This is a genomic window from Pantoea sp. Ae19-2 (assembly GCF_059801205.1).
On record NZ_JBCHWE010000001.1, the window covers coordinates 780,063 to 803,725 of the forward strand.

23 protein-coding genes are annotated in these 23,663 nt (G+C 56.6%); 20 read left to right on the top strand and 3 right to left on the bottom strand.

The features are described from left to right. The first annotated feature begins 94 nt into the window (after positions 1-94). Both tctD and AAIE03_RS03790 read left to right on the top strand, forming a co-directional pair. Positions 95-766 (top strand): transcriptional regulator TctD, encoded by a 672-nt coding sequence (gene tctD / locus AAIE03_RS03785; RefSeq protein ID WP_014605360.1) that lies wholly within the window; start codon positions 95-97, stop codon positions 764-766. Next, the gene (locus AAIE03_RS03790) at positions 757-2,145 is read left to right on the top strand and encodes a sensor histidine kinase (protein ID WP_194761290.1); all 1,389 of its coding nucleotides are present in this window, start codon (positions 757-759) and stop codon (positions 2,143-2,145) included. The genes tctD and AAIE03_RS03790 overlap by 10 nt, the downstream gene beginning before the upstream one ends. On the opposite strand, the gene AAIE03_RS03795 is transcribed toward AAIE03_RS03790, so the two are convergent. Then, positions 2,126-3,025: a DMT family transporter gene (locus AAIE03_RS03795; protein ID WP_014594190.1), complete on the bottom strand. Its 900-nt coding sequence runs from the start codon at positions 3,023-3,025 to the stop codon at positions 2,126-2,128. The two genes, AAIE03_RS03790 and AAIE03_RS03795, sit on opposite strands and share 20 nt — an antisense overlap. 149 nt (positions 3,026-3,174) lie before the next feature. Here AAIE03_RS03795 and pdxB point away from each other — a divergent pair, with 149 nt between their 5' ends. The 14 genes from pdxB to hisP all read left to right on the top strand — a co-directional run bounded on the left by pdxB (position 3,175) and on the right by hisP (position 16,499). Further along, positions 3,175-4,308, top strand: a complete 1,134-nt coding sequence (gene pdxB, locus AAIE03_RS03800) for a 4-phosphoerythronate dehydrogenase PdxB (RefSeq protein WP_033774564.1) — start codon at positions 3,175-3,177, stop codon at positions 4,306-4,308. A gap of 106 nt (positions 4,309-4,414) precedes the next feature. Beyond that, positions 4,415-5,425, top strand: coding sequence for an aspartate-semialdehyde dehydrogenase (locus tag AAIE03_RS03805; RefSeq protein WP_014594188.1), 1,011 nt, complete (start codon positions 4,415-4,417; stop codon positions 5,423-5,425). After that, positions 5,425-6,228, top strand: a complete 804-nt coding sequence (truA, locus tag AAIE03_RS03810) for a tRNA pseudouridine(38-40) synthase TruA (protein ID WP_013026548.1) — start codon at positions 5,425-5,427, stop codon at positions 6,226-6,228. The genes AAIE03_RS03805 and truA overlap by 1 nt, the downstream gene beginning before the upstream one ends. A gap of 25 nt (positions 6,229-6,253) precedes the next feature. Beyond that, on the top strand, positions 6,254-6,904 hold the full coding sequence (locus AAIE03_RS03815) for a DedA family protein (protein ID WP_013026547.1): 651 nt from the start codon (positions 6,254-6,256) through the stop codon (positions 6,902-6,904). Between the two features lie 161 nt (positions 6,905-7,065). Further along, complete coding sequence (gene accD / locus AAIE03_RS03820; RefSeq protein WP_013026546.1) at positions 7,066-7,980, top strand: acetyl-CoA carboxylase, carboxyltransferase subunit beta; 915 nt, start codon at positions 7,066-7,068, stop codon at positions 7,978-7,980. A gap of 91 nt (positions 7,981-8,071) precedes the next feature. Beyond that, positions 8,072-9,340 carry a bifunctional tetrahydrofolate synthase/dihydrofolate synthase gene (gene folC, locus AAIE03_RS03825; protein ID WP_015699832.1) on the top strand — a complete coding sequence of 423 codons (1,269 nt, stop codon included), beginning with the start codon at positions 8,072-8,074 and terminating at the stop codon, positions 9,338-9,340. Beyond that, the gene (gene dedD / locus AAIE03_RS03830; protein ID WP_041930846.1) at positions 9,330-10,121 is read left to right on the top strand and encodes a cell division protein DedD; all 792 of its coding nucleotides are present in this window, start codon (positions 9,330-9,332) and stop codon (positions 10,119-10,121) included. Before folC ends, dedD begins: the two co-directional genes overlap by 11 nt. 265 nt (positions 10,122-10,386) lie before the next feature. After that, complete coding sequence (gene cvpA / locus AAIE03_RS03835) at positions 10,387-10,872, top strand: colicin V production protein (RefSeq protein WP_026021019.1); 486 nt, start codon at positions 10,387-10,389, stop codon at positions 10,870-10,872. Positions 10,873-10,909: 37 nt separating this feature from the next. Beyond that, positions 10,910-12,427, top strand: coding sequence for an amidophosphoribosyltransferase (gene purF / locus AAIE03_RS03840; RefSeq protein ID WP_013026542.1), 1,518 nt, complete (start codon positions 10,910-10,912; stop codon positions 12,425-12,427). 101 nt (positions 12,428-12,528) lie between these two features. Next, positions 12,529-13,098: a UbiX family flavin prenyltransferase gene (locus AAIE03_RS03845; RefSeq protein ID WP_013026541.1), complete on the top strand. Its 570-nt coding sequence runs from the start codon at positions 12,529-12,531 to the stop codon at positions 13,096-13,098. A 270-nt stretch (positions 13,099-13,368) separates the two neighbouring features. After that, on the top strand, positions 13,369-14,151 hold the full coding sequence (gene argT, locus AAIE03_RS03850; protein WP_014594186.1) for a lysine/arginine/ornithine ABC transporter substrate-binding protein ArgT: 783 nt from the start codon (positions 13,369-13,371) through the stop codon (positions 14,149-14,151). A gap of 166 nt (positions 14,152-14,317) precedes the next feature. Then, entirely contained in the window at positions 14,318-15,004 is a 687-nt protein-coding gene (locus AAIE03_RS03855; RefSeq protein WP_014594185.1) for a histidine ABC transporter permease HisQ, read from the top strand. Next, positions 15,001-15,717, top strand: a complete 717-nt coding sequence (locus AAIE03_RS03860) for an ABC transporter permease (protein WP_014594184.1) — start codon at positions 15,001-15,003, stop codon at positions 15,715-15,717. Before AAIE03_RS03855 ends, AAIE03_RS03860 begins: the two co-directional genes overlap by 4 nt. 8 nt (positions 15,718-15,725) lie before the next feature. Continuing rightward, positions 15,726-16,499, top strand: coding sequence for a histidine ABC transporter ATP-binding protein HisP (hisP, locus tag AAIE03_RS03865; RefSeq protein ID WP_013026537.1), 774 nt, complete (start codon positions 15,726-15,728; stop codon positions 16,497-16,499). A 5-nt stretch (positions 16,500-16,504) separates the two neighbouring features. Here hisP and AAIE03_RS03870 read toward each other — a convergent pair whose 3' ends face one another. Further along, a complete protein-coding gene (locus AAIE03_RS03870; RefSeq protein ID WP_022623441.1) occupies positions 16,505-17,455 on the bottom strand; it encodes a sugar-binding transcriptional regulator in 951 nt (316 codons plus the stop codon). Between the two features lie 192 nt (positions 17,456-17,647). Between AAIE03_RS03870 and dalD the strand changes: the two genes are divergently transcribed. The 3 genes from dalD to AAIE03_RS03885 are packed head-to-tail and all read left to right on the top strand — an operon-like array spanning position 17,648 to position 21,827. After that, positions 17,648-19,039, top strand: a complete 1,392-nt coding sequence (gene dalD, locus AAIE03_RS03875) for a D-arabinitol 4-dehydrogenase (protein ID WP_014605368.1) — start codon at positions 17,648-17,650, stop codon at positions 19,037-19,039. Positions 19,040-19,048: 9 nt separating this feature from the next. Further along, the gene (xylB, locus tag AAIE03_RS03880) at positions 19,049-20,512 is read left to right on the top strand and encodes a xylulokinase (RefSeq protein ID WP_015699838.1); all 1,464 of its coding nucleotides are present in this window, start codon (positions 19,049-19,051) and stop codon (positions 20,510-20,512) included. 34 nt (positions 20,513-20,546) lie between these two features. Next, a complete protein-coding gene (locus tag AAIE03_RS03885) occupies positions 20,547-21,827 on the top strand; it encodes an MFS transporter (protein WP_498562798.1) in 1,281 nt (426 codons plus the stop codon). Positions 21,828-21,860: 33 nt separating this feature from the next. On the opposite strand, the gene AAIE03_RS03890 is transcribed toward AAIE03_RS03885, so the two are convergent. Continuing rightward, entirely contained in the window at positions 21,861-22,760 is a 900-nt protein-coding gene (locus tag AAIE03_RS03890; protein WP_013026532.1) for a TIGR01777 family oxidoreductase, read from the bottom strand. 182 nt (positions 22,761-22,942) lie between these two features. On the opposite strand from AAIE03_RS03890, the gene yfcF reads away from it, so the two are divergent. Continuing rightward, on the top strand, positions 22,943-23,584 hold the full coding sequence (yfcF, locus tag AAIE03_RS03895) for a glutathione transferase (RefSeq protein ID WP_013026531.1): 642 nt from the start codon (positions 22,943-22,945) through the stop codon (positions 23,582-23,584). Positions 23,585-23,663 lie beyond the last annotated feature (79 nt).

The window sequence follows — 23,663 nt, forward strand, 5'->3', positions numbered from 1 at the left end:
TGTGATTACTACCGACTATTCGGTGTTATTGAATTGTTAAAACAGCAACCTTTCATTTACCTTTCATTCATGAGGTTTAGTGAAAGGATGTGATATGCGTCTCTTACTGGTGGAAGACACGGCCGAGCTGGCTCGATGGTTACAGAAGGCGTTAACACAAAAAGGCTTTGCTGTGGACTGGGTGGCGGACGGCCTGGCGGCCGATCACAGCCTGCAAAGCGAAGATTATGCGCTGGTCGTACTGGATGTCTCTCTGCCGCGCCTGGACGGCATTGAAGTATTAACCCGGCTGCGCCGCCGGGGACAAACTGTGCCGGTACTGATGCTGACCGCGCGCACTACGCTGGATGACCGCGTGCGCGGTCTGAACACGGGGGCGGATGACTATCTGACCAAACCCTTTGAGCTGGATGAGCTGGACGCGCGCCTGCGAGCGCTACTGCGGCGTTCTCAGGGGCAATCGCCACAAAACCAAACGCTGGGCCAGTTGGTGCTGAACGGCGAGGGTTACTTTTTGCTGGCCGAAAAACCGCTGGCGCTGACGCCGCGAGAATCCAGCGTGCTGACCACGCTGATGCAGCGTCAGGGTCGCCCGGTCTCGCGGCAACATTTGTATGAACAAACCTTTACGCTGGCGGATGAAGCCAGCCCGGAAAGTATTGAACTCTATGTGCATCGGGTGCGCAAAAAACTGGCCGGAAGTGATGTCGGTATTGTGACGCTACGCGGTCTGGGTTACAGCCTGGAAACCCTGGCATGCGATTAATCACCTCGCTACGGGGAGAGCTGCTCGCCTGGCTGGGACTGCCATTGCTCCTGCTGTGGATTCTGTCGGTTTATACGCATTACCAGAGCGGCCTGACGGCGGCGAATCAGGCCTACGATCGTTCGCTGCTGGCCTCTGCGCGCACCGTTGCCGAGCGGCTGGTGGTACGTCATCAGCATCTGGAGGTCGATGTGCCCTGGGTCGTGCTCGACAGCTTTGAGCGCAATATGAACGATCGCCTGTTTTACCAGGTGATTTCGCCCCAGGGTAAAACGCTGTCGGGTTATGACGGGCTGCCGCCGATTCCGACCACCAGCGAGATGTCTGAAGCCTATCCTGCGTTAGTCCATTTTTATGACGGGTTTTACCAGAAACAGCGCATTCGGGTCGCGGCCTTATGGCAGCCGGTCAGCGAGGCGGGCGTGGAAGGTATGGCGCTGGTGCTGGTGGCGGAAACTATCCATTCCCGTGAGGCGTTTGCCCAGGGGCTGATGCGGACAGCCTTACTTAGCCAGAGCGCGCTGGTGCTCATCGCCTTGTTGCTGGCGAGCATGATGCTGCGCCGGGTATTACGGCCTTTACGTCGGCTGTCAAAGATTGTCCTGCGCCGCGACGGTGCTGAACTGACCCCGCTGCCTTCGCTGCCCTGGTCGGAACTTCAGCCGCTCATTGTGGCCTTTAACCGCTATCTGGAACGGCTGAGAAAATTGCTGGCACGGCAGGATCGGTTCAGCGCTGATGCCGCGCATCAGCTACGCACACCGCTCACCATTCTGAAAACGCAGATTAGCACGGCGCTGGATAGCGATCGGCCCGAACAGTGGCGGGAAAGTCTACAGAGCATGCATTACACGCTGGATGACACCATTCTGCTCACCGACCGTCTGTTACAACTGGCACGCATCAAAGCCCGTCACGGGGAAGATAAACCCATGACGCGGGTGGATTTGGCGGCGGTGGTGCGTGAAGCGTGCCTGAGTCGTTATGCAGCGGCGCGCGCGAAACACATTGACCTGGGTTACGAAGGGGATGAGCACGGTGAGGTGAAAGGCGATGCGCTGTTGCTGGGCGAGCTGTGCGCCAACCTGCTGGATAACGCGATTAAGTACACGCCAGCGCAGGGCATGATTACGGCCCGCGTAGAGAACGGCAGGCTGCAAATTGAAGACTCAGGACCGGGGATTAGCCGGGAAGAGCAACAAAAAGCACTGCGGCCTTTTATCCGGCTGGATAATGCCGCGATGCAGGCCGGAGCGGGCATTGGGCTGGCGCTGGTGCAGGATATTTGTGCCTGGCACGGGGCGGCCGTCACGCTGGAGAGCAGTCCGTTACTGGGCGGACTGCGTGTTTCCGTCAATTTTAGCGCGGATCGGCCTTGATCGATTTGCGCGCGCTAAGCGGCCTGCGCAGCCGCTGTGCCAGCAAAACGCCCGTCAGCGTCAGACCGCCGCCGATCCAGTGATAGCTGTGCAGATGCTCATGCAGAAACAGCACCGCAATCAGGGCGGTAAAAACTGGCGTCAAATTCATAAAGATGCTGGTGATGCTGGCACCTAATTTTTGCACGCCATGGATCCACAGCCAGGGGGCAAGAATCGAGGCAAACAGCCCGGCAAAGGCCACCAGCGGAAGGTTACGCGGCGTAAGCGCCACGTCCGGCGTCATCAGAAAGCCGGGTAACAGCAACAGAACCCCAAAGGCAATTTGCACATACAGGCTCTGCCAGACCGGCAGCGGAATTGACCAGCGTTTGGTCATCACGCCATAAAGCGCATAGCTGGCTGAGGCCGCCAGCATCATGGCTTCACCTGCTCCGATGCCGTGATGCAGCAACTGATCAAGATTGCCTGCGCTGACCAACCAGATTAAGCCACAAAAGGAGATCAGGCTGCCCGCCAGAATCCCCACGGTCGGGGCAATGCGCAGTATGACCACACTGAGCAATACCGTTAACAGTGGGATTAGCGCGGCGATAATACCCATAAACAGGGCGCTCACGCTGTGCGCGGCATAGTAGGCCAGACTTTGGTACAGCGCCATGCCCAGCAGACCCAGAACCATCAAGCGCAAGAGGTGCGGCCGGATCGTCTGCCATTGCCGTATCACACCCGGTAACACAAACGGGGTCAGGACCAGCAACGCCAGTAGCCAGCGATAAAAAGAAATCGCCGCAGGCTCGATGGCACTCGCCGATAATTTATTAACGATAGCATTAACCGACCAAATCAAGACCGCAAACAGCGGGAACAAAAAGAACATAATATGACTCCAGCCTCAGACCCGCCGCAGTGTACGCCTGTGTTGCCCTTTTCTGCCAGCCTTAGCACTCACTGTACAGCGTGGTTAGGCTAACGCGGAGCTTTTGTGCCAAAATAGCGCCCTTAAATGCAACACACAGGAAAGCCGTGGTGAAAATTCTCGTCGATGAAAACATGCCCTATGCCCGTGAACTCTTTAGCCGCACGGGCGAGGTGGTCGCTGTCCCTGGCAGGCCGCTTCCTGAAGCCCAACTGGCCGATGCCGATGGCCTGATGGTGCGTTCCGTGACCCAGGTTAACGCTGCGCTACTGCAGGACAAGCCCGTAAAGTTTGTCGGCACGGCAACCGCGGGCACAGATCATATTGACGAAGACTGGCTTGAGCAGGCGGGCATTGCCTTCTCTGCCGCGCCGGGCTGTAACGCGATCGCCGTCGTAGAGTATGTTTTTTCTGCCTTGCTGCTGCTGGCGGAGCGCGACGGTTTTCAGTTGCGCGATCGCACGGTGGGCATCGTTGGCGTCGGTAACGTGGGCGGGCGATTGCAGAAACGCCTTGAAGCCTGGGGCGTGAAAACCCTGCTGTGCGATCCGCCGCGCGCTGACCGGGGTGACAAAGAGGATTTTCACTCGCTCGATGCGCTGGTGGAACAGGCCGATATTTTAACGTTTCATACGCCGCTGTTTAAATCTGGACCCTACAAGAGCTGGCATCTGGCCGATGCCGCGCGGCTGATGGCGCTGAAGCCGAATACCATTTTGATTAACGCCTGCCGCGGCCCGGTGGTGGATAACGCCGCGCTGCTGGAAGTCCTGAACATGCGTCACGATCTCAGCGTGGTGCTGGACGTCTGGGAACCTGAACCGGATCTCTCCCTGGCGCTGCTGGATAAGGTGGATATCGCGACGGCCCACATTGCTGGTTACACCCTGGAGGGCAAGGCGCGCGGCACCACCCAGGTTTTTGAGGCCTGGTGTGACTTTATTGGTCAACCGCAGCAGGTGCCGCTGAGTAGCCTGCTACCGACGCCGGAATTCAGCCAGATCAGCCTGAACGGGCCGCTCGATCAGCCAACGCTGAAACGGTTAGTGCATCTGGTGTATGATGTGCGCCGCGATGATGCGCCTCTGCGAAAAGTGGCGGCAAAACCGGGCGAGTTTGACCGCCTGCGCAAACAGTATGAAGAGCGTCGCGAATGGTCATCATTACAGGTGAACTGTGATAATGAAGCCACCGCTGAGCAGCTTATTCAGCTGGGCTTTAACGCCATATTATCCTCAACCTGATGGGTTCAGCCGGGTTACGCGCGGCTGAAGGTAGGGATAATTCTGAATCCCCGGGCGGTGACATCACCGCCTTCTGTTTTTATGTCATTGTCTGAGGTAAACCAACATGTCTGACGGCTGGAATATTGCGCTACTGGGCGCAACAGGCGCAGTAGGGAACGCTGTACTGGAACTACTGGCTCAACGCCAGTTCCCGGTTGGTGAATTGTATTTGCTGGCGAGCGACAACGGTGCCGGTGAAATCAAACGTTTTGAAGGACGTTCTGTGCGCGTTGAAGACGCGGCCGGGTTTGACTGGTCACAGGCGCAGCTGGCCTTTTTTGTTGCCGGTCGCGATGCATCAGAACGCTATGCCGAAGAGGCGGCGGGCGCGGGCTGTCTGGTGATCGACAGCAGCGAGCTGTTTGCCCTGTCACCGGACGTGCCGCTGGTGGTGCCGGATGTGAATCCACAGGTGCTGGCCGATTACCGTAATCGCAACATCATCAGCGTGGCGGATAATCTGGTGAGTCAACTGCTGACGGCAATCAAACCGCTGGTGGATGCGGCAGGTTTGGGCCGTTTACAGGTCACCAATCTGATCTCTGTCTCCACCCACGGCAAAGTGGCCGTGGATGCGCTGGCCGGTGAGAGTGCGCGTCTGCTGAACGGCGTGCCCGCTGACGAACACCATTTTGGCCGCCAGCTGGCCTTTAACCTTCTGCCGCAGCTGGCAGATAGCGAAGGCAGCGTAGAAAGCGAGCGCCGCCTGGTCGATCAGGTACGCAAAGTCCTGCAGGACGAGGGTTTGCCCGTGGCGGTCAGCAGCATTCAGGCGCCGGTATTTTATGGCAATGCGCAGATCGTACATATTGAAAACCTGCGCCCGCTGTCGGCGGAAGAGGCAAGGGCAGAGCTGGCGCTGGCTGCGGATATTCATCTGAGCGAAGAGGATGCGGTGCCGACGCCGGTTACCGATGCCTCGGGCAGCGATGAACTGAGCATTGGCTGTGTGCGTAACGACTACGGCATTCCTGAGCTGTTGCAGTTCTGGTCGGTGGCCGACAACGTCCGTTTCGGCGGTGCGCTGATGGCAGTGAAGACCGCTGAGAAGCTGGTTCAGGAGTACATGTACTGATGTCAGAAGGTCAGACACAAAAACTGGCACTGGGCATCGAGTACGACGGCAGCCGCTACTATGGCTGGCAACGACAGCAGGAAGTGCGCAGCGTGCAGGAAAAGCTGGAACGGGCGCTGTCGAAAGTGGCCGACCATCCGGTCAGCGTGTTCTGTGCCGGCCGCACCGATGCCGGCGTACACGGCACCGGCCAGGTGGTGCATTTTGAAACCGTTGCGCAGCGCGCCGATGCCGCCTGGACGCTGGGCGTGAACGCCAATCTGCCAGACGATATCGCCGTACGTTGGGTCAAGGCGGTGCCGGACGACTTTCACGCGCGTTTTAGCGCAACCGCCAGGCGTTATCGCTATTTGATCTACAATCAGCGGCTCCGTCCGGCGATTCTGGGTAATGGCGTGACGCATTTTTACTATCCTCTGGATGTAGAAAAGATGCAGCGCGCCGGACAGTGCCTGCTGGGCGAGAATGATTTTACCTCTTTCCGCGCCGTGCAGTGTCAGTCGCGAACGCCGTGGCGCAACGTGATGCACCTGAACGTCACGCGCCACGGGCCTTATGTGATTGTCGATATTAAAGCCAATGCGTTTGTGCACCATATGGTGCGCAATATTGTCGGTAGTCTGATGGAAATTGGCTGCGGCAATCAGTCAGAATCCTGGATGGCGGAACTGCTGGCGGCTAAAGATCGCACGCTGGCGGCGGCAACGGCGAAAGCCGAAGGGCTTTATCTGGTGGCGGTGGATTATCCCGTGCATTTTGCTTTACCTCAGCCGGCGATGGGGCCATTGTTCCTCGCGGATTAATTAACCTTACGTACAAGGGATCGTTATGGAGTTTATCCATTTTGTGGTCGATTTTATTCTGCACATTGATGTGCATCTGGCCGAATTAGTCGCGCAGTATGGCATCTGGATCTACGCCATCCTGTTTCTGATTTTGTTCTGCGAAACGGGCTTAGTCGTCACGCCGTTTTTGCCGGGTGATTCACTGCTGTTCGTGGCAGGGGCGCTGGCCGCGTTGCCGGGTAACGATCTCAACGTGCATCTCATGGTGGCGCTATTGGTCATTGCCGCTATTCTGGGGGACGCCGTGAACTACACCATCGGCAAACTCTTTGGCGAACGGCTGTTCAGCAACCCGAACTCGAAAATTTTCCGCCGCAGCTATCTGGATAAAACCCATGCCTTTTATGCCCGGCACGGTGGGAAAACCATTATCCTGGCGCGCTTCGTGCCCATCGTGCGGACCTTTGCGCCTTTCGTCGCCGGAATGGGACACATGTCCTACCGCCACTTCGCCCTGTTTAACGTCGCGGGCGCGCTGGCCTGGGTGCTGCTGTTTTCCTATGCGGGTTATCTGTTTGGCGATTTGCCCGTGGTACAGGAAAACCTTAAGCTGCTTATCCTCGGGATCATCGTGGTGTCGATTCTGCCAGGTGTGATTGAAATCTGGCGCCATCGCCGCCAGGCTAAGCAGTAAAATTATCCCTGAGTAGCCGCGTTGCTCAGGGGTAAGACCAGATTTTTATCCACAGTCTTAATTGGTTGTGGTTTAATGAGCGACATTTACCGTCTGCTGAAGCGGTTTTCAGCAGTATCAAGACGACTGGACCAGGTCAGTTTTAAACAGAAAGGTCATCAATGAGCTGGATTGAACGCATTCTTAATAAAAGCAACATTACGCCCACAAGTCGCGCCAGTATTCCGGAAGGAGTGTGGACAAAATGCGACAGCTGTGGCCAGGTACTTTATCGTGCCGAGCTGGAGCGTAATCTTGAGGTCTGCCCTAAGTGCGACCACCACATGCGCATGCATGCCCGTGAGCGCCTGGCGAGCCTGCTCGATCAGGGCACGCTGGTTGAGCTGGGCAGCGAGCTGGAACCCAAGGATCTGTTGAAGTTCCGGGATTCCAAAAAGTATAAAGATCGTCTGGTTGCTGCACAGAAAGCCACGAATGAGAAAGATGCGCTGATCGTGATGAAAGGTCAGCTGCACGGTATGCCGGTTGTGGCGGCCGCCTTTGAATTCGCCTTTATGGGCGGCTCAATGGGATCGGTGGTTGGCGCACGTTTCGTCCGGGCTGTTGAGCAGGCGCTGGAAGATAACTGCCCGCTGATCTGCTTCTCCGCCAGTGGCGGTGCGCGTATGCAGGAAGCGTTAATGTCGCTGATGCAGATGGCCAAAACCAGTGCCGCGCTGGCGAAAATGCAGGAACGCGGTCTGCCGTATATTTCGGTGCTGACCGACCCGACCATGGGCGGCGTCTCTGCCAGCTTTGCGATGCTGGGCGATCTGAATATTGCCGAACCTAAAGCCCTGATCGGCTTTGCGGGTCCACGTGTGATTGAGCAGACCGTTCGTGAAAAACTGCCGCCGGGCTTCCAGCGGAGTGAGTTTTTGATCGAGAAAGGGGCGATTGATATGATCATTCGTCGTCCGGAAATGCGCTATAAACTGGCGAGTCTGCTGGCAAAAATGATGAATCTGCCCGCACCGCTGCACGACGGTGAAGCGTTCGCACCTGCGACGAGCCATCCGGAGAGCAACGAGGCCTGACAGGAGACAGAAGGTGCGCAGGTCGCGCCTTCCACCAATGCACCGTATACCTTGCGGCTTTCATCGGGTATAAATTTGCAAAACGGGACATATGGACAATCTTCACCTTCCTCAAGCCACGTCGCCTTTGGCCACGTGGCTTTATTATCTTGAGCACCTCCACTCTCAGGCGATAGAACTGGGCCTGGATCGTATTCGCCAGGTGGCGCAAGGTCTGGACCTGCTCAAGCCTGCACCCTTCGTTTTTACCGTTGCGGGCACCAATGGCAAAGGGACCACCTGTCGCACCCTGGAAACCTTACTGATGGCAGCCGGCTATCGGGTTGGGGTTTACAGCTCGCCGCACCTTGTGCGCTACACCGAGCGCGTCCGGATTCAGGGGCAGGAACTCAGTGAAGCCCAACACAGCGCCAGTTTTGCCGATATTGAGGCCGGACGGGGTAAGGTTTCTCTGACCTACTTTGAATTTGGCACGCTCTCGGCGCTTAACCTGTTTAAGCAGGCGGGGCTGGATGTCGTCATTCTGGAAGTCGGGTTGGGCGGTCGGCTGGACGCGACCAATATTGTCGATGCGGATGTCGCGGTGATTACCAGTATCGCGCTGGATCATACCGACTGGCTTGGCCCGGATCGTGACAGTATTGGCCGGGAAAAAGCCGGTGTCTTCCGCCAGGCGAAACCCGCCGTGGTCGGTGAACCTGATATGCCTGCCACAATTGCTCAGGTTGCCCGTGAAAAAGGTGCGCGGTTAATGCAGCACGGGCGCGACTGGCACTATCATCAGCAGGCAGAGAGCTGGTCGCTGCGCGATGCGCAAGGCGAGCTGCATGATTTACCGCTGCCTCAGGTGCCGTTGCCAAATGCGGCTACCGCACTGGTGGCGCTGCGCGCCTCCGGGCTGAACGTGAGCGATGCAATCATTCGTGCGCATCTGCCGCTGGCGATTTTACCGGGACGCTTTCAGACCATCAGCGAATCCCCACGGGTGATTCTGGACGTTGCCCACAATCCGCATGCGGCGACCTATCTGGCCTCGCGACTGGCTGCATTGCCGCAAAGCGGACGCGTCCATGCGGTTGTGGGGATGCTGCACGATAAAGACATTGCGGGCACTCTGGCGGCCCTGGCACCTCAGGTGGACTGCTGGTATTGCGCACCCTTGGCCGGTCCGCGCGGTGCCAGCGCGGAGCAGCTCATGGCGCACGTAACGTCCGCTCAGGCATTTGCGGATGTTGAACAGGCCTGGCACCAGGCGCGCCAGCAGGCGGAAGCGCAGGATATTATTCTGGTCTGCGGCTCTTTCCTGACGGTGGCGCAGGTTATGGAATCGATTGAAACGGAGAAAGGACGTGGCGAGTAAGTTTCAAAACCGTTTAGTCGGTACCGTTATTCTGGTGGCCGTCGGCGTGATCGTATTGCCGGGGCTGCTGGATGGTAAGAAAAAACATTATAAAGAAGAATTTGCCGCGATCCCGCTGGTGCCCAAACCCGATGACCAGCAGGACAGCGAAATGGTGCCGCCGGTGACGCAGTCGCTGCCTGCGCATCCGCCAGCAGGCGCAGGCAGTGCGGTCAGCCATTCTGATACGGATGATGATGCCGCCGCCGAGGGCAGCAGTCAGCCCGAGCAAAGTAGCGAACCGAGCGTGGTCTCACCGCCACCGGTCCATTCGTCTCCGGCCACGGCAGCGCCGAAAGCCAGGCCGGTTGAGCCAACCCGACCCAAACAGGTTGAGCAGGCTAAACCGAAGTCGGTCGAGCAGACGCAGAGCAAACCGGTAGAAAAAACCAAACCGGTTGAGCAGGCTAAGCCTGTTGAAAAAACTAAACCGGCCGAGCAGTCGCAGCCTGCGGAAAAAACCGCGCCTGCGGAGCAGCCCAAAGAAACGCAGCCTGCCGGTCAGGCTTACGTTGTTCAGTTAGGCGCACTCAAGAACGCCAGCAAGGTTAACGAGATTGTGGCGAAACTGCGCCTGTCGGGTTACCGGGCCTATACCGTGCCGTCTACGCCCGTGCAGGGACAAATCACCCGCATTTACGTGGGGCCGGATGCGTCAAAAGCCAAGATGCAGGCGGCCGTCGGCGAGCTGAAGAACGTTTCAGGCTTGAGCGGCGTGGTTAAGTCTTACAGCGCCCGCTAAAGCGCCGATTGGCGCTGCCGATAGAAATAACAGGCAGCGCCAATCGGGATGAGAACGGCAGTGCCTGACCCGGCTTAACGCTAAATTTCTGACAACTTTTCAGCCTGTTAGCGGGGTGAAAATGACACAGGCGAAGACGGATTTTTTCATCGCCTTTTTTATGGATGCAGAACCTGAAAACCCCTACGCAAACGTTTTCTTTTTCTGTTAGAATGCGCCCCGAACTGGAAGCAGGGGTGCAATGGCACTGGCGCTGGAAGAGTTCATGATCTGGATTGATTACGTCATTATTGCGGTAGTTGGTTTTTCGGCTTTGGTCAGCCTGGTTCGAGGGTTTGTCCGCGAAGCCTTATCTCTTGTTACCTGGGGATGCGCGTTTTTTGTCGCCAGTCATTACTATGCCTACCTTGCAGTCTGGTTCACAGGTTTTGACGACGAACTGGTTCGTAACGGAATCGCGATTGCGGTGCTGTTCATCGCGACCCTGATTGTGGGCGCAATCGTGAACTACGTTATCGGCTCGCTGGTTGAGAAAACTGGCCTGTCGGGAACCGATCGGGTATTAGGCGTTTGTTTCGGGGCATTGCGTGGTGTGCTCATCGTGGCCGCTCTGCTGTTCTTCCTGGATACATTCACGGGCTTTTCAAAGAGCCCGGACTGGCAGCAGTCTCAACTTATTCCCGAGTTCAGTTCTATAATCAGGTGGTTTTTTGACTACCTGAAAAGCACGTCGAGTTTTTTGCCCCGGTGAGACCACCGGGCGTACGGCTTAATGAGGAAATGACAACATGTGCGGTATTGTCGGTATCACCGGTTTCATGCCGGTCAACCAGTCGATCTATGACGCGTTAACGGTGCTCCAGCACCGTGGGCAGGATGCCGCAGGCATTTGTACCATCGATGCGCTGAACTGCTTCCGCCTGCGTAAGGCTAATGGTCTGGTCAGCGATGTTTTCGAAGCGCGTCATATGCAACGTTTACAAGGCAACATGGGGATTGGTCACGCACGCTATCCTACCGCGGGCAGCTCCAGCGCTTCTGAAGCCCAGCCATTCTACGTTAACTCGCCGTACGGTATTTCCCTTGCCCATAACGGTAACCTGACCAATGCCCACGAGCTGCGTAAGCAGCTGTTCGAAAAAGGCCGCCGTCACGTTAATACCACCTCCGATTCTGAAATCCTGTTGAATATCTTTGCGCAGGAACTGGATCGTTTTCAGCACTATCCGCTGGAAGCCGATAACGTGTTTGCCGCCATCGCTGCCGTCCACCAGCAGGTGCGTGGCGCCTATGCCGTGGTGGCGATGATCATCGGTCACGGCATGGTCGCCTTCCGCGATCCTAACGGCATTCGGCCACTGGTGCTGGGCAAACGCGTCATTGCCGATGGCCGTACCGAGTACATGGTCGCCTCCGAAAGCGTGGCGCTGGATACCCTGGGTTTTGAATTTATCCGTGACGTGGCACCGGGTGAAGCGGTTTACATCACTGAGCAGGGGCAGCTTTCAACCCGTCAGTGTGCCGAAAATCCAAAAAACAATCCTTGCCTGTTCGAATACGTCTATTTTGCGCGTCCGGACTCCTTCCTGGATAAGATTTCGGTCTACAGCGCCCGCGTGCGCATGGGCACCAAGCTGGGTCAGAAGATCGCCCGCGAGTGGGAAGATCTGGATATCGACGTGGTGATTCCCATTCCGGAAACCTCGATGGATACCGCGCTGGAAATCGCCCGCATCCTTGATAAGCCTTACCGTCAGGGGTTTGTGAAAAACCGCTACGTGGGCCGCACCTTTATCATGCCGGGCCAGCAACTGCGCCGCAGCGCCGTTCGCCGCAAGCTCAACGCTAACCGCGCTGAGTTCCGCGACAAGAACGTGCTGCTGATTGATGACTCAATTGTTCGTGGCACTACCTCCGAGCAGATTATCGAGATGGCGCGAGAGGCGGGCGCGAAAAAAGTCTATCTTGCGTCTGCCGCGCCGGAAGTGCGCTTTCCTAACGTCTACGGCATTGATATGCCCAGCGCGACCGAGCTGATTGCCCACGGCCGTGAAGTGGAAGAGATTCGCCAGATTATCAAAGCAGATGCGCTGATTTTCCAGGATCTCGATGACCTTATCGAAGCCGTACGGGAAGAGAACCCGGATATCGTGCAGTTTGAGTGCTCCGTCTTTAACGGCATCTACGTGACGAAAGACGTCGATCAGGGCTATCTTGAATATCTGGAATCCCTGCGTAACGACGATGCGAAAGCCATCGCCCGTCAAAACGAAGTCGAAAACCTCGAACTGCATAACGAAGGGTAAGCGAACCTGAATGTAAAAAGGAGGGCGGGATTTATCCCGCCCTCTGTGTTTTCTGCCGGTCTGCGCTATTATGGTGCACTTTGCCACTGCAAGGTTGAACGATGAAACGACTCATTATTGGTATTTCGGGCGCAAGCGGCGTGATCTATGGCGTCCGGCTATTGCAGGTCTTGCAGCAGATCAGCGACGTGGAAACCCATCTGATCATCAGCCATGCGGCACGTCAGACGCTGAGCCTGGAAAGCGACTACAGCCTGCGGGACGTCCAGGCGCTGGCCGACGTGGTTCATGACGTGCGGGACATTGCCGCCAGTATCTCCTCCGGGTCGTTCAAAACGTTGGGCATGGTGATCCTGCCGTGCTCAATGAAAACCCTGTCCGGTATTGTTCACAGCTACAGCGACTCGCTGCTGACGCGCGCAGCAGACGTGGTGCTGAAAGAGCAGCGTAAACTGGTCCTGTGCGTACGTGAAACCCCGCTGCATATTGGTCATCTGCGCATGATGACGACCGCGGCCGAACTGGGGGCCATCATCATGCCGCCGGTGCCGGCGTTTTACCACCGTCCAACCACTATCGAGCAGCTTGTCGATCAGACCGTTAATCGGGTCATTGATCAGTTTGATATTGAACTACCGCAGGACTTGTTTGTGCGCTGGCAAGGTGCATAAGCGTGTTCTTTCGCCCTTCTTTGGTGCAGAAACGCGGGGGCGATCACTGTTCCTGCATTTCTTGAACTAAAAGTTCACAACATCGCTTTTTCTCTGCGACATCACTGATATATTCCTTTCACAAACCCAGTCTTTTCGTCACCAAACGGGCGGCTGGGCAGACGGCAAAACTGCAGAACTGGCATGAAACATGCACAGGAAAAGGCAGTGTTCGTCGCAAACACACATCATGCATCACATAACAATAAGCAATTTACTTGAGGGTAATCTATGAAGAAGCGTGTTCTGGCTCTTTCTTTAATGTTGGGCCTGTCCAGTGCGGCCAGCGTATTTGCAGCAGTACCGACCTCGATTCGTGTCGGCACTGACCCAACATATCCGCCGTTTGAGTCGAAAAACGCGCAAGGACAGCTGGTTGGTTTTGATATCGACCTGGCTAACGAAATCTGTAAACGTATCCAGACCAAGTGTACCTATGTAGAAAGCGATTTTGATGCGCTGATTCCGTCGCTGAAAGCGAAGAAAATCGATGCCATCATCTCCTCGCTGTCCATCACCGCTAAACGTCAGGAAGAGATTGCGTTCTCAGACAAACTGTATGCCGCTAACGCACGCTTAGTCGCGCCGAAAGGATCAAAAATCGAGCCGACGCCTGAGGCGCTGAAAGGCAAAAACATCGGCGTGCTGCAGGGCACTACTCAGGAAACCTACGCGAATGAGTACTGGCGTCCAAAAGGCGTAACCGTAACGCCTTATGCCAACCAGGATCTGGTCTATCAGGATCTGACCGCTGGCCGCATTGACGCCGCCTTCCAGGACGAAGTTCAGGCCGCCGAAGGCTTCCTGAAACAGCCTGTCGGTAAAAGCTATGCGTTTGCAGGTCCGGCCGTGAAAGACGATAAAATCTTCGGTGTCGGAACCGGTATGGGATTACGTAAAGACGATACCGAGTTGAAAGCGGCCATCGATAAAGCATTTGAATCAATGCGTAAAGACGGTACCTACGACAAAATTGCGAAGAAATACTTTAATTTCAACGTGTACGGTGACTGATCTGTCGTCTTCGCCTCTGTTGTTCGCATAACAGAATAAGCCCTGGGTTGTCCCGATCCCTCTGGTCGGAGCAACCCTGTGTCATCGGCTATGCGAGAACAGAAGCTGCGCTGCCCGTCTGCACGACGGCGCAGCGTCGTTTCCACCCCACGACAGGACCTTTTCCATGTTGTATGGCTACTCTGATGTCATTTTAAAAGGCACGCTGGTCACGCTTGAGCTCGCCCTGAGCTCGGTGCTGCTGGCGGTGATCCTGGGTCTGATTGGCGCAGGCGCGAAGCTGTCGCGCAATCGCCTGCTGTCACTGATTTTTGAGGGCTACACGACGCTGATTCGTGGCGTGCCCGACCTCGTTCTGATGCTGCTGATTTTCTACGGCCTGCAGATCGCTCTCAACCATCTCACCGATGCGCTTGGCCTGGCCCAGTTCGATATCGATCCCATGGTGGCTGGCATCATCACCCTGGGCTTTATCTATGGCGCCTATTTTACCGAAACCTTCCGTGGCGCCTTTATGGCGGTGCCAAAAGGGCAGATTGAAGCCGCCACGGCGTTTGGTTTTACCGGTTCGCAGGTTTTCCGCCGTATCCTGTTCCCGGCGATGATGCGCTACGCGCTGCCCGGCATCGGTAATAACTGGCAGGTGATCCTGAAAGCCACGGCGCTGGTTTCCCTGTTGGGGCTGGAGGATGTGGTAAAAGCCACGCAGCTGGCAGGTAAAAGCACCTGGCAGCCGTTTTATTTTGCTATCGTGGCGGGCGTGATTTATCTGGTCTTTACCACCTTGTCTAACGGCATTCTCTGGTGGCTCAATCGCCGCTACACGGTCGGCGTGAAGAGGGCGGAGCTATGATCGAGATTATTCACGAATACTGGAAGTCGCTGCTCTGGACAGACGGTTATCGCTTCACAGGCGTGGCGATTACGCTATGGCTGCTGATTGTCTCGGTCGTACTGGGCGGCTGCATGGCCGTGTTGCTGGCGATTGCGCGTGTATCACCCAATCGTTTTATCAGCCTGCCGGTGTGGCTCTTTACCTATGTGTTTCGCGGTACGCCACTCTATGTGCAACTGCTGGTGTTCTATTCCGGCATGTATACGCTGGAAATCGTGAAAGGCACAGAGCTACTGAATGCGTTTTTCCGCAGCGGCCTGAACTGTACGCTACTGGCATTTACCCTTAATACCTGCGCTTACACCACGGAAATTTTTGCCGGGGCGATTCGTGCCGTGCCACACGGTGAAATCGAAGCGGCGCGAGCCTATGGCTTCTCGACCTTTAAACTGTATCGCTGCATTATTTTGCCTTCTGCACTGCGCACGGCCTTACCGGTTTACAGCAACGAAGTCATACTCATGCTGCACTCTACCGCACTGGCCTTTACCGCAACCGTGCCTGATTTGCTGAAAATCGCCAGGGACATTAACGCGGCAACCTATCAGCCCTTTACCGCGTTCGGCATTGCGGCCGTGTTATACCTGATTATTTCTTACGTGCTGATTAGCCTGTTTCGTCTTGCGGAACGTCGTTGGCTGGCGCACGTGAAACCTTCTTCATCGCATTGAGTAAGACTATGGCTGATAACAAATTAAGCGTCACCGACCTGCATAAACGTTACGGTGAACATGAAGTATTAAAAGGTGTGTCATTGAACGCCAATGCGGGCGATGTCATCAGTATTATTGGCTCGTCGGGTTCCGGGAAAAGTACCTTTCTGCGCTGTATTAACTTCCTCGAAAAGCCGAGTGAAGGCACCATTGTGGTCAACAAGACCGCTATTACCCTGGTACGCGATACGGACGGCCAGCTGAAGGTGGCAGACAAGGAGCAGCTGCGCCTGCTTCGTACCCGTCTGACCATGGTCTTTCAGCATTTCAACCTGTGGAGCCACATGACGGTGCTGGAAAACGTTATGGAAGCGCCGATTCAGGTGCTGGGCCTGAGTAAAGCGCAGGCACGTGAGCGCGCGATTACCTATTTGAACAAGGTCGGCATCGACGAGCGCGCGCAGGGAAAATATCCCGTCCATCTCTCGGGAGGGCAGCAGCAGCGCGTCTCCATTGCCCGCGCGCTGGCGATGGAGCCGGAGGTGCTGTTATTTGATGAGCCCACCTCAGCCCTGGATCCTGAGCTGGTCGGTGAGGTGCTGCGTATTATGCAGAAGCTGGCCGAAGAGGGGAAAACCATGGTGGTGGTCACGCACGAAATGGAATTTGCCCGTCACGTCTCCAGCCACGTCATTTTCCTGCATCAGGGGAAAATTGAGGAGCAGGGGCCACCGGCTGAATTATTTGGTCAGCCCAAGAGCCCGCGCTTACAGCAGTTCCTGAAGGGATCGCTTAAGTAGGCAAGCTATCGGTTATTCAGCAGGCGCACGGCGGTGGCTTCATCGGTCACCAGGCCCGATATCCAGCCGCCGTTCAACGCCGCCTGAATAGCGGCATATTTTCGCTCCCCGCCGGCAAAGCCGATGATATTGCGCGTCGTCTGGCTTTCCAGCGCCACGCTGGTTAACAGCGCATCGGTTTCCCCTAACACGCGTTCGCCCTGCTGATTGAAGAAATGACCGAGCATTTCCCCGACCACGCCGCGCGCATTCAGCGCCTGCACCTGGCTGTCTGTGATAAAGCCTTCGGCATGGAGCGGGCAGCCGGGATTGACCTCCCCAATTCCCAAAAAGGTGACGTGGGCCTGTCGTGCACGGTTGACCACGCGCTGATAGACCTGATGCTGGCACCACATCTGCTTATCGTCTGGGCTGTCGGCGAACAGCGGGGCGGGAATGAAGAAATACTTGCCCTGCATTTTTTCAGACAGCTTAAGCGGCACGTCGTAGCGGGTGCCTGAATCGTCGCGGGCGATGGCCCCAATCATGGAAACACAGTGATGCTGCGGTCGTTCAACCCAGGGAAGCGCATCAATAATGGCACGCAGGGTTTTTCCCGAACCGATGCCAAACACCTGCGGTTCGTCGTTATTGATAAACTGCGACATCACCTCTGCGCCTTCTACCGCCAGCATTTGCTGTATGGCATTGTCGTCCAGATCGCCGGAAGGCACCACGCGGCAGTGCTGCAGGCCAAATTTCTCCTGCACGTCGTGCGCCAGACGCAGGCAGTGCGTCACGGGGTGGGCGATCTTTACGCTGACCATGCCCATTTCACGCGCCCCGGAAATCAAACGCTGGGCCACCTGGCGCGACAATCCCAGTGCCCGGGCGATCTCCTGCTGTGTTAACCCAGCGACGTAATACATCCAGGCGGCACGCGCCGCCAACTCCTGTTTCTTCTCTTCTTTGTTCATTGCGCCATTCCCTTCTCTGCGGATCGCCATTTTATCGCGCAATCTGTTTAAAAGCCTATCAGGGCAAAAGCCCAATTAACGGGCCAATGTCTTAAATGTGAAATTAATCACAGAACCTTGACGTTACCTCTGATTAACATATGTGCATCGGGCAAATGCCCTTAATTTAAACAAATGCCTAAAGAGGTCATGATGACACCATCAGTTTGGATGCATATCGGCGCAGGCTCTTTCCATCGTGCCCATCAGGCATGGTATCTGCACCGCCTGATGCAGCAGGGCGACAGCCGCTGGCATATCGCGCTGGGCAATATCCGCGATGACGCAACGCCGTTACTGACGCAGCTAACCGCCCAGCAAGGGGAATATGTGCTGGAGACGGTCACGCCTGAGGGCGAGCGTCACTACGAGACCATTACCTCCATTCGGCAGGTTCTGCCGTGGGACAAAGAGATCAGCGCGCTGGTGCAGCAGGGCGCCGATCCATGCACCCGGGTAATCGCCTTCACCGTGACCGAAGCGGGTTACTATTTAACACCGGAACATGAGCTTGACCTGCAGCAGCCCGATATTCAGGCGGATCTGAATGGCGAGGCGCGAACCTTGTATGGCGCGCTGGCGCGTATCCTGACGGCACGCGTCGTCAACGGTGGGGCGCCCGTGACCCTGTTGAACTGCGACAATCTGCGCCACAACGGTGAGCGTTTCCGTCAGGGTTTTTTGGCCTTCCTTGCGGCAAAAGGGGCAGGTGAGCTGGCCGCCTGGGTGCGTGACAACACCACCTCGCCGAATACCATGGTGGATCGAATCACCCCGCGTCCCACGCCTGACGTCGCGGAGCGCGTTCAGGCGGCAACCGGTAAAGATGATGCGGTGCCGGTGATGGCTGAGTCCTTTATCCAGTGGGTGATCGAAGACGATTTTATTGCCGGGCGTCCGGCGCTGGAGCAGGTGGGCGTCGAGCTGGTCGAGTCGGTGTTGCCCTGGGAAGAAGCCAAGATTCGTATTCTTAACGCCACCCACAGCGCCATTGCCTGGGCGGGCACGCTTATCGGTTTGCTTTACATTGATGAAAGCACCCGTCAGAAAGCCATCCACCAGATGGCATGGGAATATGTCTCACAGGATGTCATACCTTCACTTTCACCCAGCCCGCTCAACCTGGCGGAGTATCGGGATGTTGTCCTGTCCCGCTTTAGCAATCCGTGGATAAAAGATACCAACCAACGGGTGGCGGCTGACGGTCTGTCAAAAATTCCCGCCATGGTGACGCCGACGCTACGGGAATGCTATCAGCGCGGCACGCCGCCTGCGGCCAGCCTGGTGCTCCCGGCGCTGTTCTATCTGTTTTTGCAACGCTGGGCCAGTGGCGAGCTGCCTTATGACTATCAGGATGGCGTGCTGCAACCTGAAGTGGTACAGCAGTGGTTTGCCCATGCCGATCCGTTACAGGCTTACATGACCCAGACGTCCCTGTTTGCTGAGCTGGCCACATCACAGGATTTTCATGCGCGGCTTAGCACCACCGTCGCCGGGCTGGAAACGTGGCAAGTCCAGCCAGAACAACCGCTGGCCGTGGTTTAGGGGGCGAATATGTATCTGGGTATCGATATCGGCACCTCTGAGCTTAAAGCGCTGATCGTGAATGCGCAGGGCGAGATCGTGGCATCGGAACATGCCGCCCTGGCCGTGCAGCGCCCCCATCCGCACTGGGCAGAGCAGGACCCGCATGACTGGTGGCGCGCCTGCCATCAGGTCATCACGCGTCTGCGTCAGCAGGCACCTCTGGCCTGGTCTGCGATAGAGGCGATTGGGCTGTCAGGACAAATGCACGGAGCGGTGCTGCTGGATGAGCAGGGTGAAGTTTTACGGCCCTGCATTCTGTGGAATGACACACGCAGCGCGGCAGAATGCCACTGGCTGGGTCAGCATCATCCCGAAATCATGCACATTAGCAGCAATATGATCATGCCGGGCTTCACGGCCCCAAAGCTGTGCTGGGTGGCCCGGCATGAGCCTGACTGCTTTCGTCGCATTAGCAAAGTGTTATTGCCAAAAGATTACCTGCGCTGGCGCCTGACCGGGCGCTTTGTCACCGATCCCTCGGATGCCGCGGGCACCTTATGGCTGGACGTCGCCAAACGCGACTGGTCAGCGGCACTGCTGGCCGCAACGGGAATGCGTCGTGACCAGATGCCTGCACTCGTCGAAGGGAATGCCGTCAGCGGCACGTTACGGCCGGCGATTGCCGACGAATGGGGGCTCTCCTCGTCGGTCATCATTGCAGGCGGCGGCGGGGATAATGCCACCTCGGCGGTTGGCGTGGGCGCCGTGAATCCTGGCGATGCGTTTATTTCACTTGGCACCTCTGGCGTCATCTTTGTGGTTAATGACCGGCTGCAGGCCGATCCGCAGTCAGGCGTGCACGCTTTTTGCCATGCGCTGCCTGATCGCTGGCACCAGATGAGCGTCATGCTCAGCGCCGCAAGCTGCCTGCGCTGGCTGTGCCAGTTGCTCTCGGTCAGTGAAAACCAACTGCTGGAAGAGATTGCTGCGCTGGGTCCGGCACAAAAACAGCAGGCCCCGCTTTTCTTGCCTTATCTCTCTGGAGAACGTACCCCGCACAACGATCCTGATGCGACGGGCGCGTTTTTTTATCTGCGGCACGAAACCCAGCGTGCCTTACTAGGCTATGCGGTGCTCGAAGGCGTAACCTTTGGCCTGGCCGACGGCCTGACCGTCTTAGGGGAAGGACGGCGTGCCATTACCCAGTTCAGCCTGACCGGCGGCGGCGCGCGCAGCAGCCTGTGGGCGCAGCTGATCGCCGATGTGCTGGCGCTGCCTGTCGTGACGCATCCCGCCAGCGCATCCGGTGCACTGGGCGCGGCGCGCCTGGCCTGGCTGGCTGCGGGCGGTGATGAAGCGCAGGTGTGTCTTAAACCCCCGATACAGGCGCGCTTCCTGCCCAATCCTGAGGTTCGTCAGGGGCTGCAGCAACGGCTGGCTCAGTTCCGTGAGCTTTACCGTCAACACTCTCAGTCCCGTTCGCTGGCCTGATTAACCTGTAACCAAACAGAGAAGGACGATCGTCATGCACTCTACTGCGTACTGGTTTGGCTTGCCCAAACATCTGATCTGGGGATTTGTCGCCATCGCTGTTTTTATGGCAGGTGACGGTTTCGAGATGGCGTTCCTGTCACGTCATATTACCGATATGGGATTCACGCCGGGGCAGTCGGCGCTGGTGTTTACCTTTTACGGTTTAGCGGTGGCGCTGGCCGCCTGGGCATCCGGTGTGGTGGCGGAGCTGATTACGCCGCAGCGCGCTATGCTGATCGGTTTTATCTTGTGGGTTGTCATGCACGCCCTGTTTATGAGCCTGGGGCTGGGGATGCGCAATTATCCTCTTATGTTGCTGTTTTACGGTATCCGTGGCCTGGCCTATCCGCTGTTTATCTACTCATTTATGTTGCTGCTGGTGCAGGTGCTGCCACGGGAACGGCTGGCGGCTGCCACGGGCTGGTTCTGGGCGATGTATTCGGTAGGCATCGGCGTGGTCGGGAGCTATCTGCCCAGCCTGATCATTCCTTACATTGGTGAAACCGGCACGCTCTGGCTGGCGATTGGCTGGGTAACCTGCGGCGGCTTGCTGGCCTATTTTAGCCTGCGCAACGTGCCGGTCGATCGTTCTCGCGTCAACTTACCCCTGCGGGAAAAAATGACGGAAATGTCGCGTGCGGTGACTATCCTGTTCACCAACCAGCATGTGTTTTACGCCTGTCTGATCCGCATTATTAATACGCTGTCGCTGTTTGGTTTTGCCATCATTATGCCGCTGCTGTTTGTGGATCGGCTTGGGTTTACGCTCTCAGAGTGGCTGCAGATTTGGGCGGTGTTCTTTTTTGTCACCATTTTTACCAATATCTTCTGGGGCATCATGGGTGAACGTATTGGCTGGATTCGCCAGGTGCGCTGGTTTGGCTGCCTCGGCATGGCGATCTCCAGCCTGGCGTTCTATTACCTGCCTGTCTATGCCGGTCACAATTTCCTGGTCGCCCTGATTCCTGCCGTGATGCTGGGCATTTTCGTGGCGGCCTTTGTGCCCATGACGGCGGTTTTCCCTACGCTGGAGCCCCATCATCAGGGCGCGGCCGTCTCGGTGTATAACCTGTCTGCAGGCATGAGCAATTTTGTTGCGCCCGCCATCGCCTCCATGATGCTGCCGTTCTTTGATATCGTCGGCGTGGTCTGGGCTTACACCTGCCTGTATGTGTTTGCCGGTGTGCTGACGTTTATCATCCGCGTACCGCAACCGAATCACGGCGCGCTGCGTTCCACGGTGAAGTCGAAAACCGCGGTCACCTCTCAGTAAAAAAGCGAAGGGGAGCAAGTGCTCCCCTGATCCTCAGCTTTTCACCACATCCTGTAATGCATTCTGCAGCTCATACCAGCGGAAGCGAAAACCCGACGCCTCCAGCCGTTTTGGCAGCACATGTTGCCCACCCAGCACCAGTACAGACGATTCTCCCATCATCAGCTTGATGGCACTGGCGGGCGTGCGCATGAAAGCCGGGCGGTGCATCACCTCACCCAGGGTAGCGGCAAACTGCTCATTGCGCACGGCGTAGGGCGCAACCATGTTAAAAGGGCCGTTACAGGCATCATCGTCGAGCAGCCACAGAATGCCGCTGACCATGTCATCAATGTGGATCCACGGCATATACTGTTTGCCGCTGCCAATCGGGCCACCAATTCCCAGCTTAAACGGCAGTTTCATTTTACTCAACGCGCCGCCTTCTCGCGTCAGCACGACGCCGGTACGCAGCAGGCAGACGCGGGTGCGCTCACTCTGCGCGGTCAGCGCCAGCTGTTCCCAACGGGCGCAAAGTTCGTGGGTGAACTCGTTCTGTCCGGGATCGTCCTCGGTTAATACCACGTCGCCCGTGTTGCCATAAAAGCCCGTTGCCGATCCCGAAATCAAGACGCGCGGTGGCGTGGTACTGGCGTTAATCAGGGAGGCAATGCGCTCCGTTATCTGCCAGCGGCTCTCGCACAGCTGCCGTTTGTGGGCCTCTGTCCAGCGTTTATCCGCGATGGGTTCACCGGCCAGGTTGATAACGGCATCCACGCCATCCAGCGAGTGCTGTTGCGCCAGGCCTGACCAGAGCGCGATATCTTCCCCCAGCATGTCTCGTGCAGCGGCAACGTCGCGCGTGACCACGCTGACCGTGTCGCCACGCTGTTGCAGACGTGGAATAAGATGGCGGCCAATAAGCCCGGTTCCACCGGTAATTAAGATATGCATAGTGCGGCTCCGTCTGAATTTTTATTTTTTGCTTACTTCATCATAGAAGAGTCGTACCCGTGTGGCGTGAGCCGCTTCGTAATTTAGTCAGTTGAGCGCAAACATCGGACCAGCGCCTGGTTGTTTTCAGAAATAAAAATCGGTAAAGATGATGCACCCCTGTCAGCTATTTGAGGTAGCAGATGAATTACCCCTCCATCACCCTGTGGTCAGATTCATCTTTCTTTAGTCCTTATGTCATGTCGGCTTATGTTGCGCTCAGCGAAAAAGGGGTGCCTTTTAGCGTAAAGCGTATCGATTTATCGCAAAACCAGCAGCGTGCTGAAACCTATCGCGATCTGTCGTTAACCTGCCGCGTCCCGACCTTACAGGTCGATGACTTTATGCTGAGTGAATCATCGGCCATCTGCGAATACCTCGAAGAGCGTTTTGCTGCCCCTGAATTTGAACGCCTCTATCCCAAAGATCGCGAGAAACGCGCCCGCGCCCGGCAAATTCAGGCCTGGCTGCGCAGCGATCTGCTGCCCATTCGCCAGGAGCGCCCTACCGAGGTGTTATTTGCCGGTGAGCGCTTTGCGCCCTTGTCGCCTGCAGCCGTTGAGGCCGCCGAAAAACTGATTGCCGCTGTTCAGCGCCTGTTGCCAGAACGTCAGCAAAATTTATTTGGTGAGTGGTGCATTGCAGATACCGATTTGGCTGTCATGCTTAATCGACTGGCGCTGCATGGCGATACCTTGCCTGCGCGTTTGCAGCACTATGCTGAGTTTCAATGGCAGCGGGCATCAGTACAGTTATGGCTAACGGAAAGCGGCAAAAATCGCTAGCGATCGGCGCTTGCTCAAGTTGTCATAAGTGATTACCTTACGACACACTATGATATAGGTGTGGCAAACAGCGCGTGCA

Bases quoted from the DNA above. Each gene is read 5' to 3' on its own strand.
- tctD (WP_014605360.1), top strand. From the start codon at position 95: ATGCGTCTCTTACTGGTGGAAGACACGGCCGAGCTGGCTCGATGGTTA.
- hisP (WP_013026537.1), top strand. From the start codon at position 15,726: ATGGCTGATAACAAATTAAGCGTCACCGACCTGCATAAACGTTACGGT.
- purF (WP_013026542.1), top strand. From the start codon at position 10,910: ATGTGCGGTATTGTCGGTATCACCGGTTTCATGCCGGTCAACCAGTCG.
- truA (WP_013026548.1), top strand. From the start codon at position 5,425: ATGTCAGAAGGTCAGACACAAAAACTGGCACTGGGCATCGAGTACGAC.
- AAIE03_RS03860 (WP_014594184.1), top strand. From the start codon at position 15,001: ATGATCGAGATTATTCACGAATACTGGAAGTCGCTGCTCTGGACAGAC.
- AAIE03_RS03790 (WP_194761290.1), top strand. From the start codon at position 757: ATGCGATTAATCACCTCGCTACGGGGAGAGCTGCTCGCCTGGCTGGGA.
- folC (WP_015699832.1), top strand. From the start codon at position 8,072: ATGGACAATCTTCACCTTCCTCAAGCCACGTCGCCTTTGGCCACGTGG.
- AAIE03_RS03795 (WP_014594190.1), bottom strand. From the start codon at position 3,025: ATGTTCTTTTTGTTCCCGCTGTTTGCGGTCTTGATTTGGTCGGTTAAT.
- accD (WP_013026546.1), top strand. From the start codon at position 7,066: ATGAGCTGGATTGAACGCATTCTTAATAAAAGCAACATTACGCCCACA.
- AAIE03_RS03885 (WP_498562798.1), top strand. From the start codon at position 20,547: ATGCACTCTACTGCGTACTGGTTTGGCTTGCCCAAACATCTGATCTGG.
- AAIE03_RS03855 (WP_014594185.1), top strand. From the start codon at position 14,318: ATGTTGTATGGCTACTCTGATGTCATTTTAAAAGGCACGCTGGTCACG.
- xylB (WP_015699838.1), top strand. From the start codon at position 19,049: ATGTATCTGGGTATCGATATCGGCACCTCTGAGCTTAAAGCGCTGATC.
- argT (WP_014594186.1), top strand. From the start codon at position 13,369: ATGAAGAAGCGTGTTCTGGCTCTTTCTTTAATGTTGGGCCTGTCCAGT.
- AAIE03_RS03890 (WP_013026532.1), bottom strand. From the start codon at position 22,760: ATGCATATCTTAATTACCGGTGGAACCGGGCTTATTGGCCGCCATCTT.
- yfcF (WP_013026531.1), top strand. From the start codon at position 22,943: ATGAATTACCCCTCCATCACCCTGTGGTCAGATTCATCTTTCTTTAGT.
- AAIE03_RS03805 (WP_014594188.1), top strand. From the start codon at position 4,415: ATGTCTGACGGCTGGAATATTGCGCTACTGGGCGCAACAGGCGCAGTA.
- dalD (WP_014605368.1), top strand. From the start codon at position 17,648: ATGACACCATCAGTTTGGATGCATATCGGCGCAGGCTCTTTCCATCGT.
- AAIE03_RS03845 (WP_013026541.1), top strand. From the start codon at position 12,529: ATGAAACGACTCATTATTGGTATTTCGGGCGCAAGCGGCGTGATCTAT.
- AAIE03_RS03870 (WP_022623441.1), bottom strand. From the start codon at position 17,455: ATGAACAAAGAAGAGAAGAAACAGGAGTTGGCGGCGCGTGCCGCCTGG.
- AAIE03_RS03815 (WP_013026547.1), top strand. From the start codon at position 6,254: ATGGAGTTTATCCATTTTGTGGTCGATTTTATTCTGCACATTGATGTG.
- cvpA (WP_026021019.1), top strand. From the start codon at position 10,387: ATGATCTGGATTGATTACGTCATTATTGCGGTAGTTGGTTTTTCGGCT.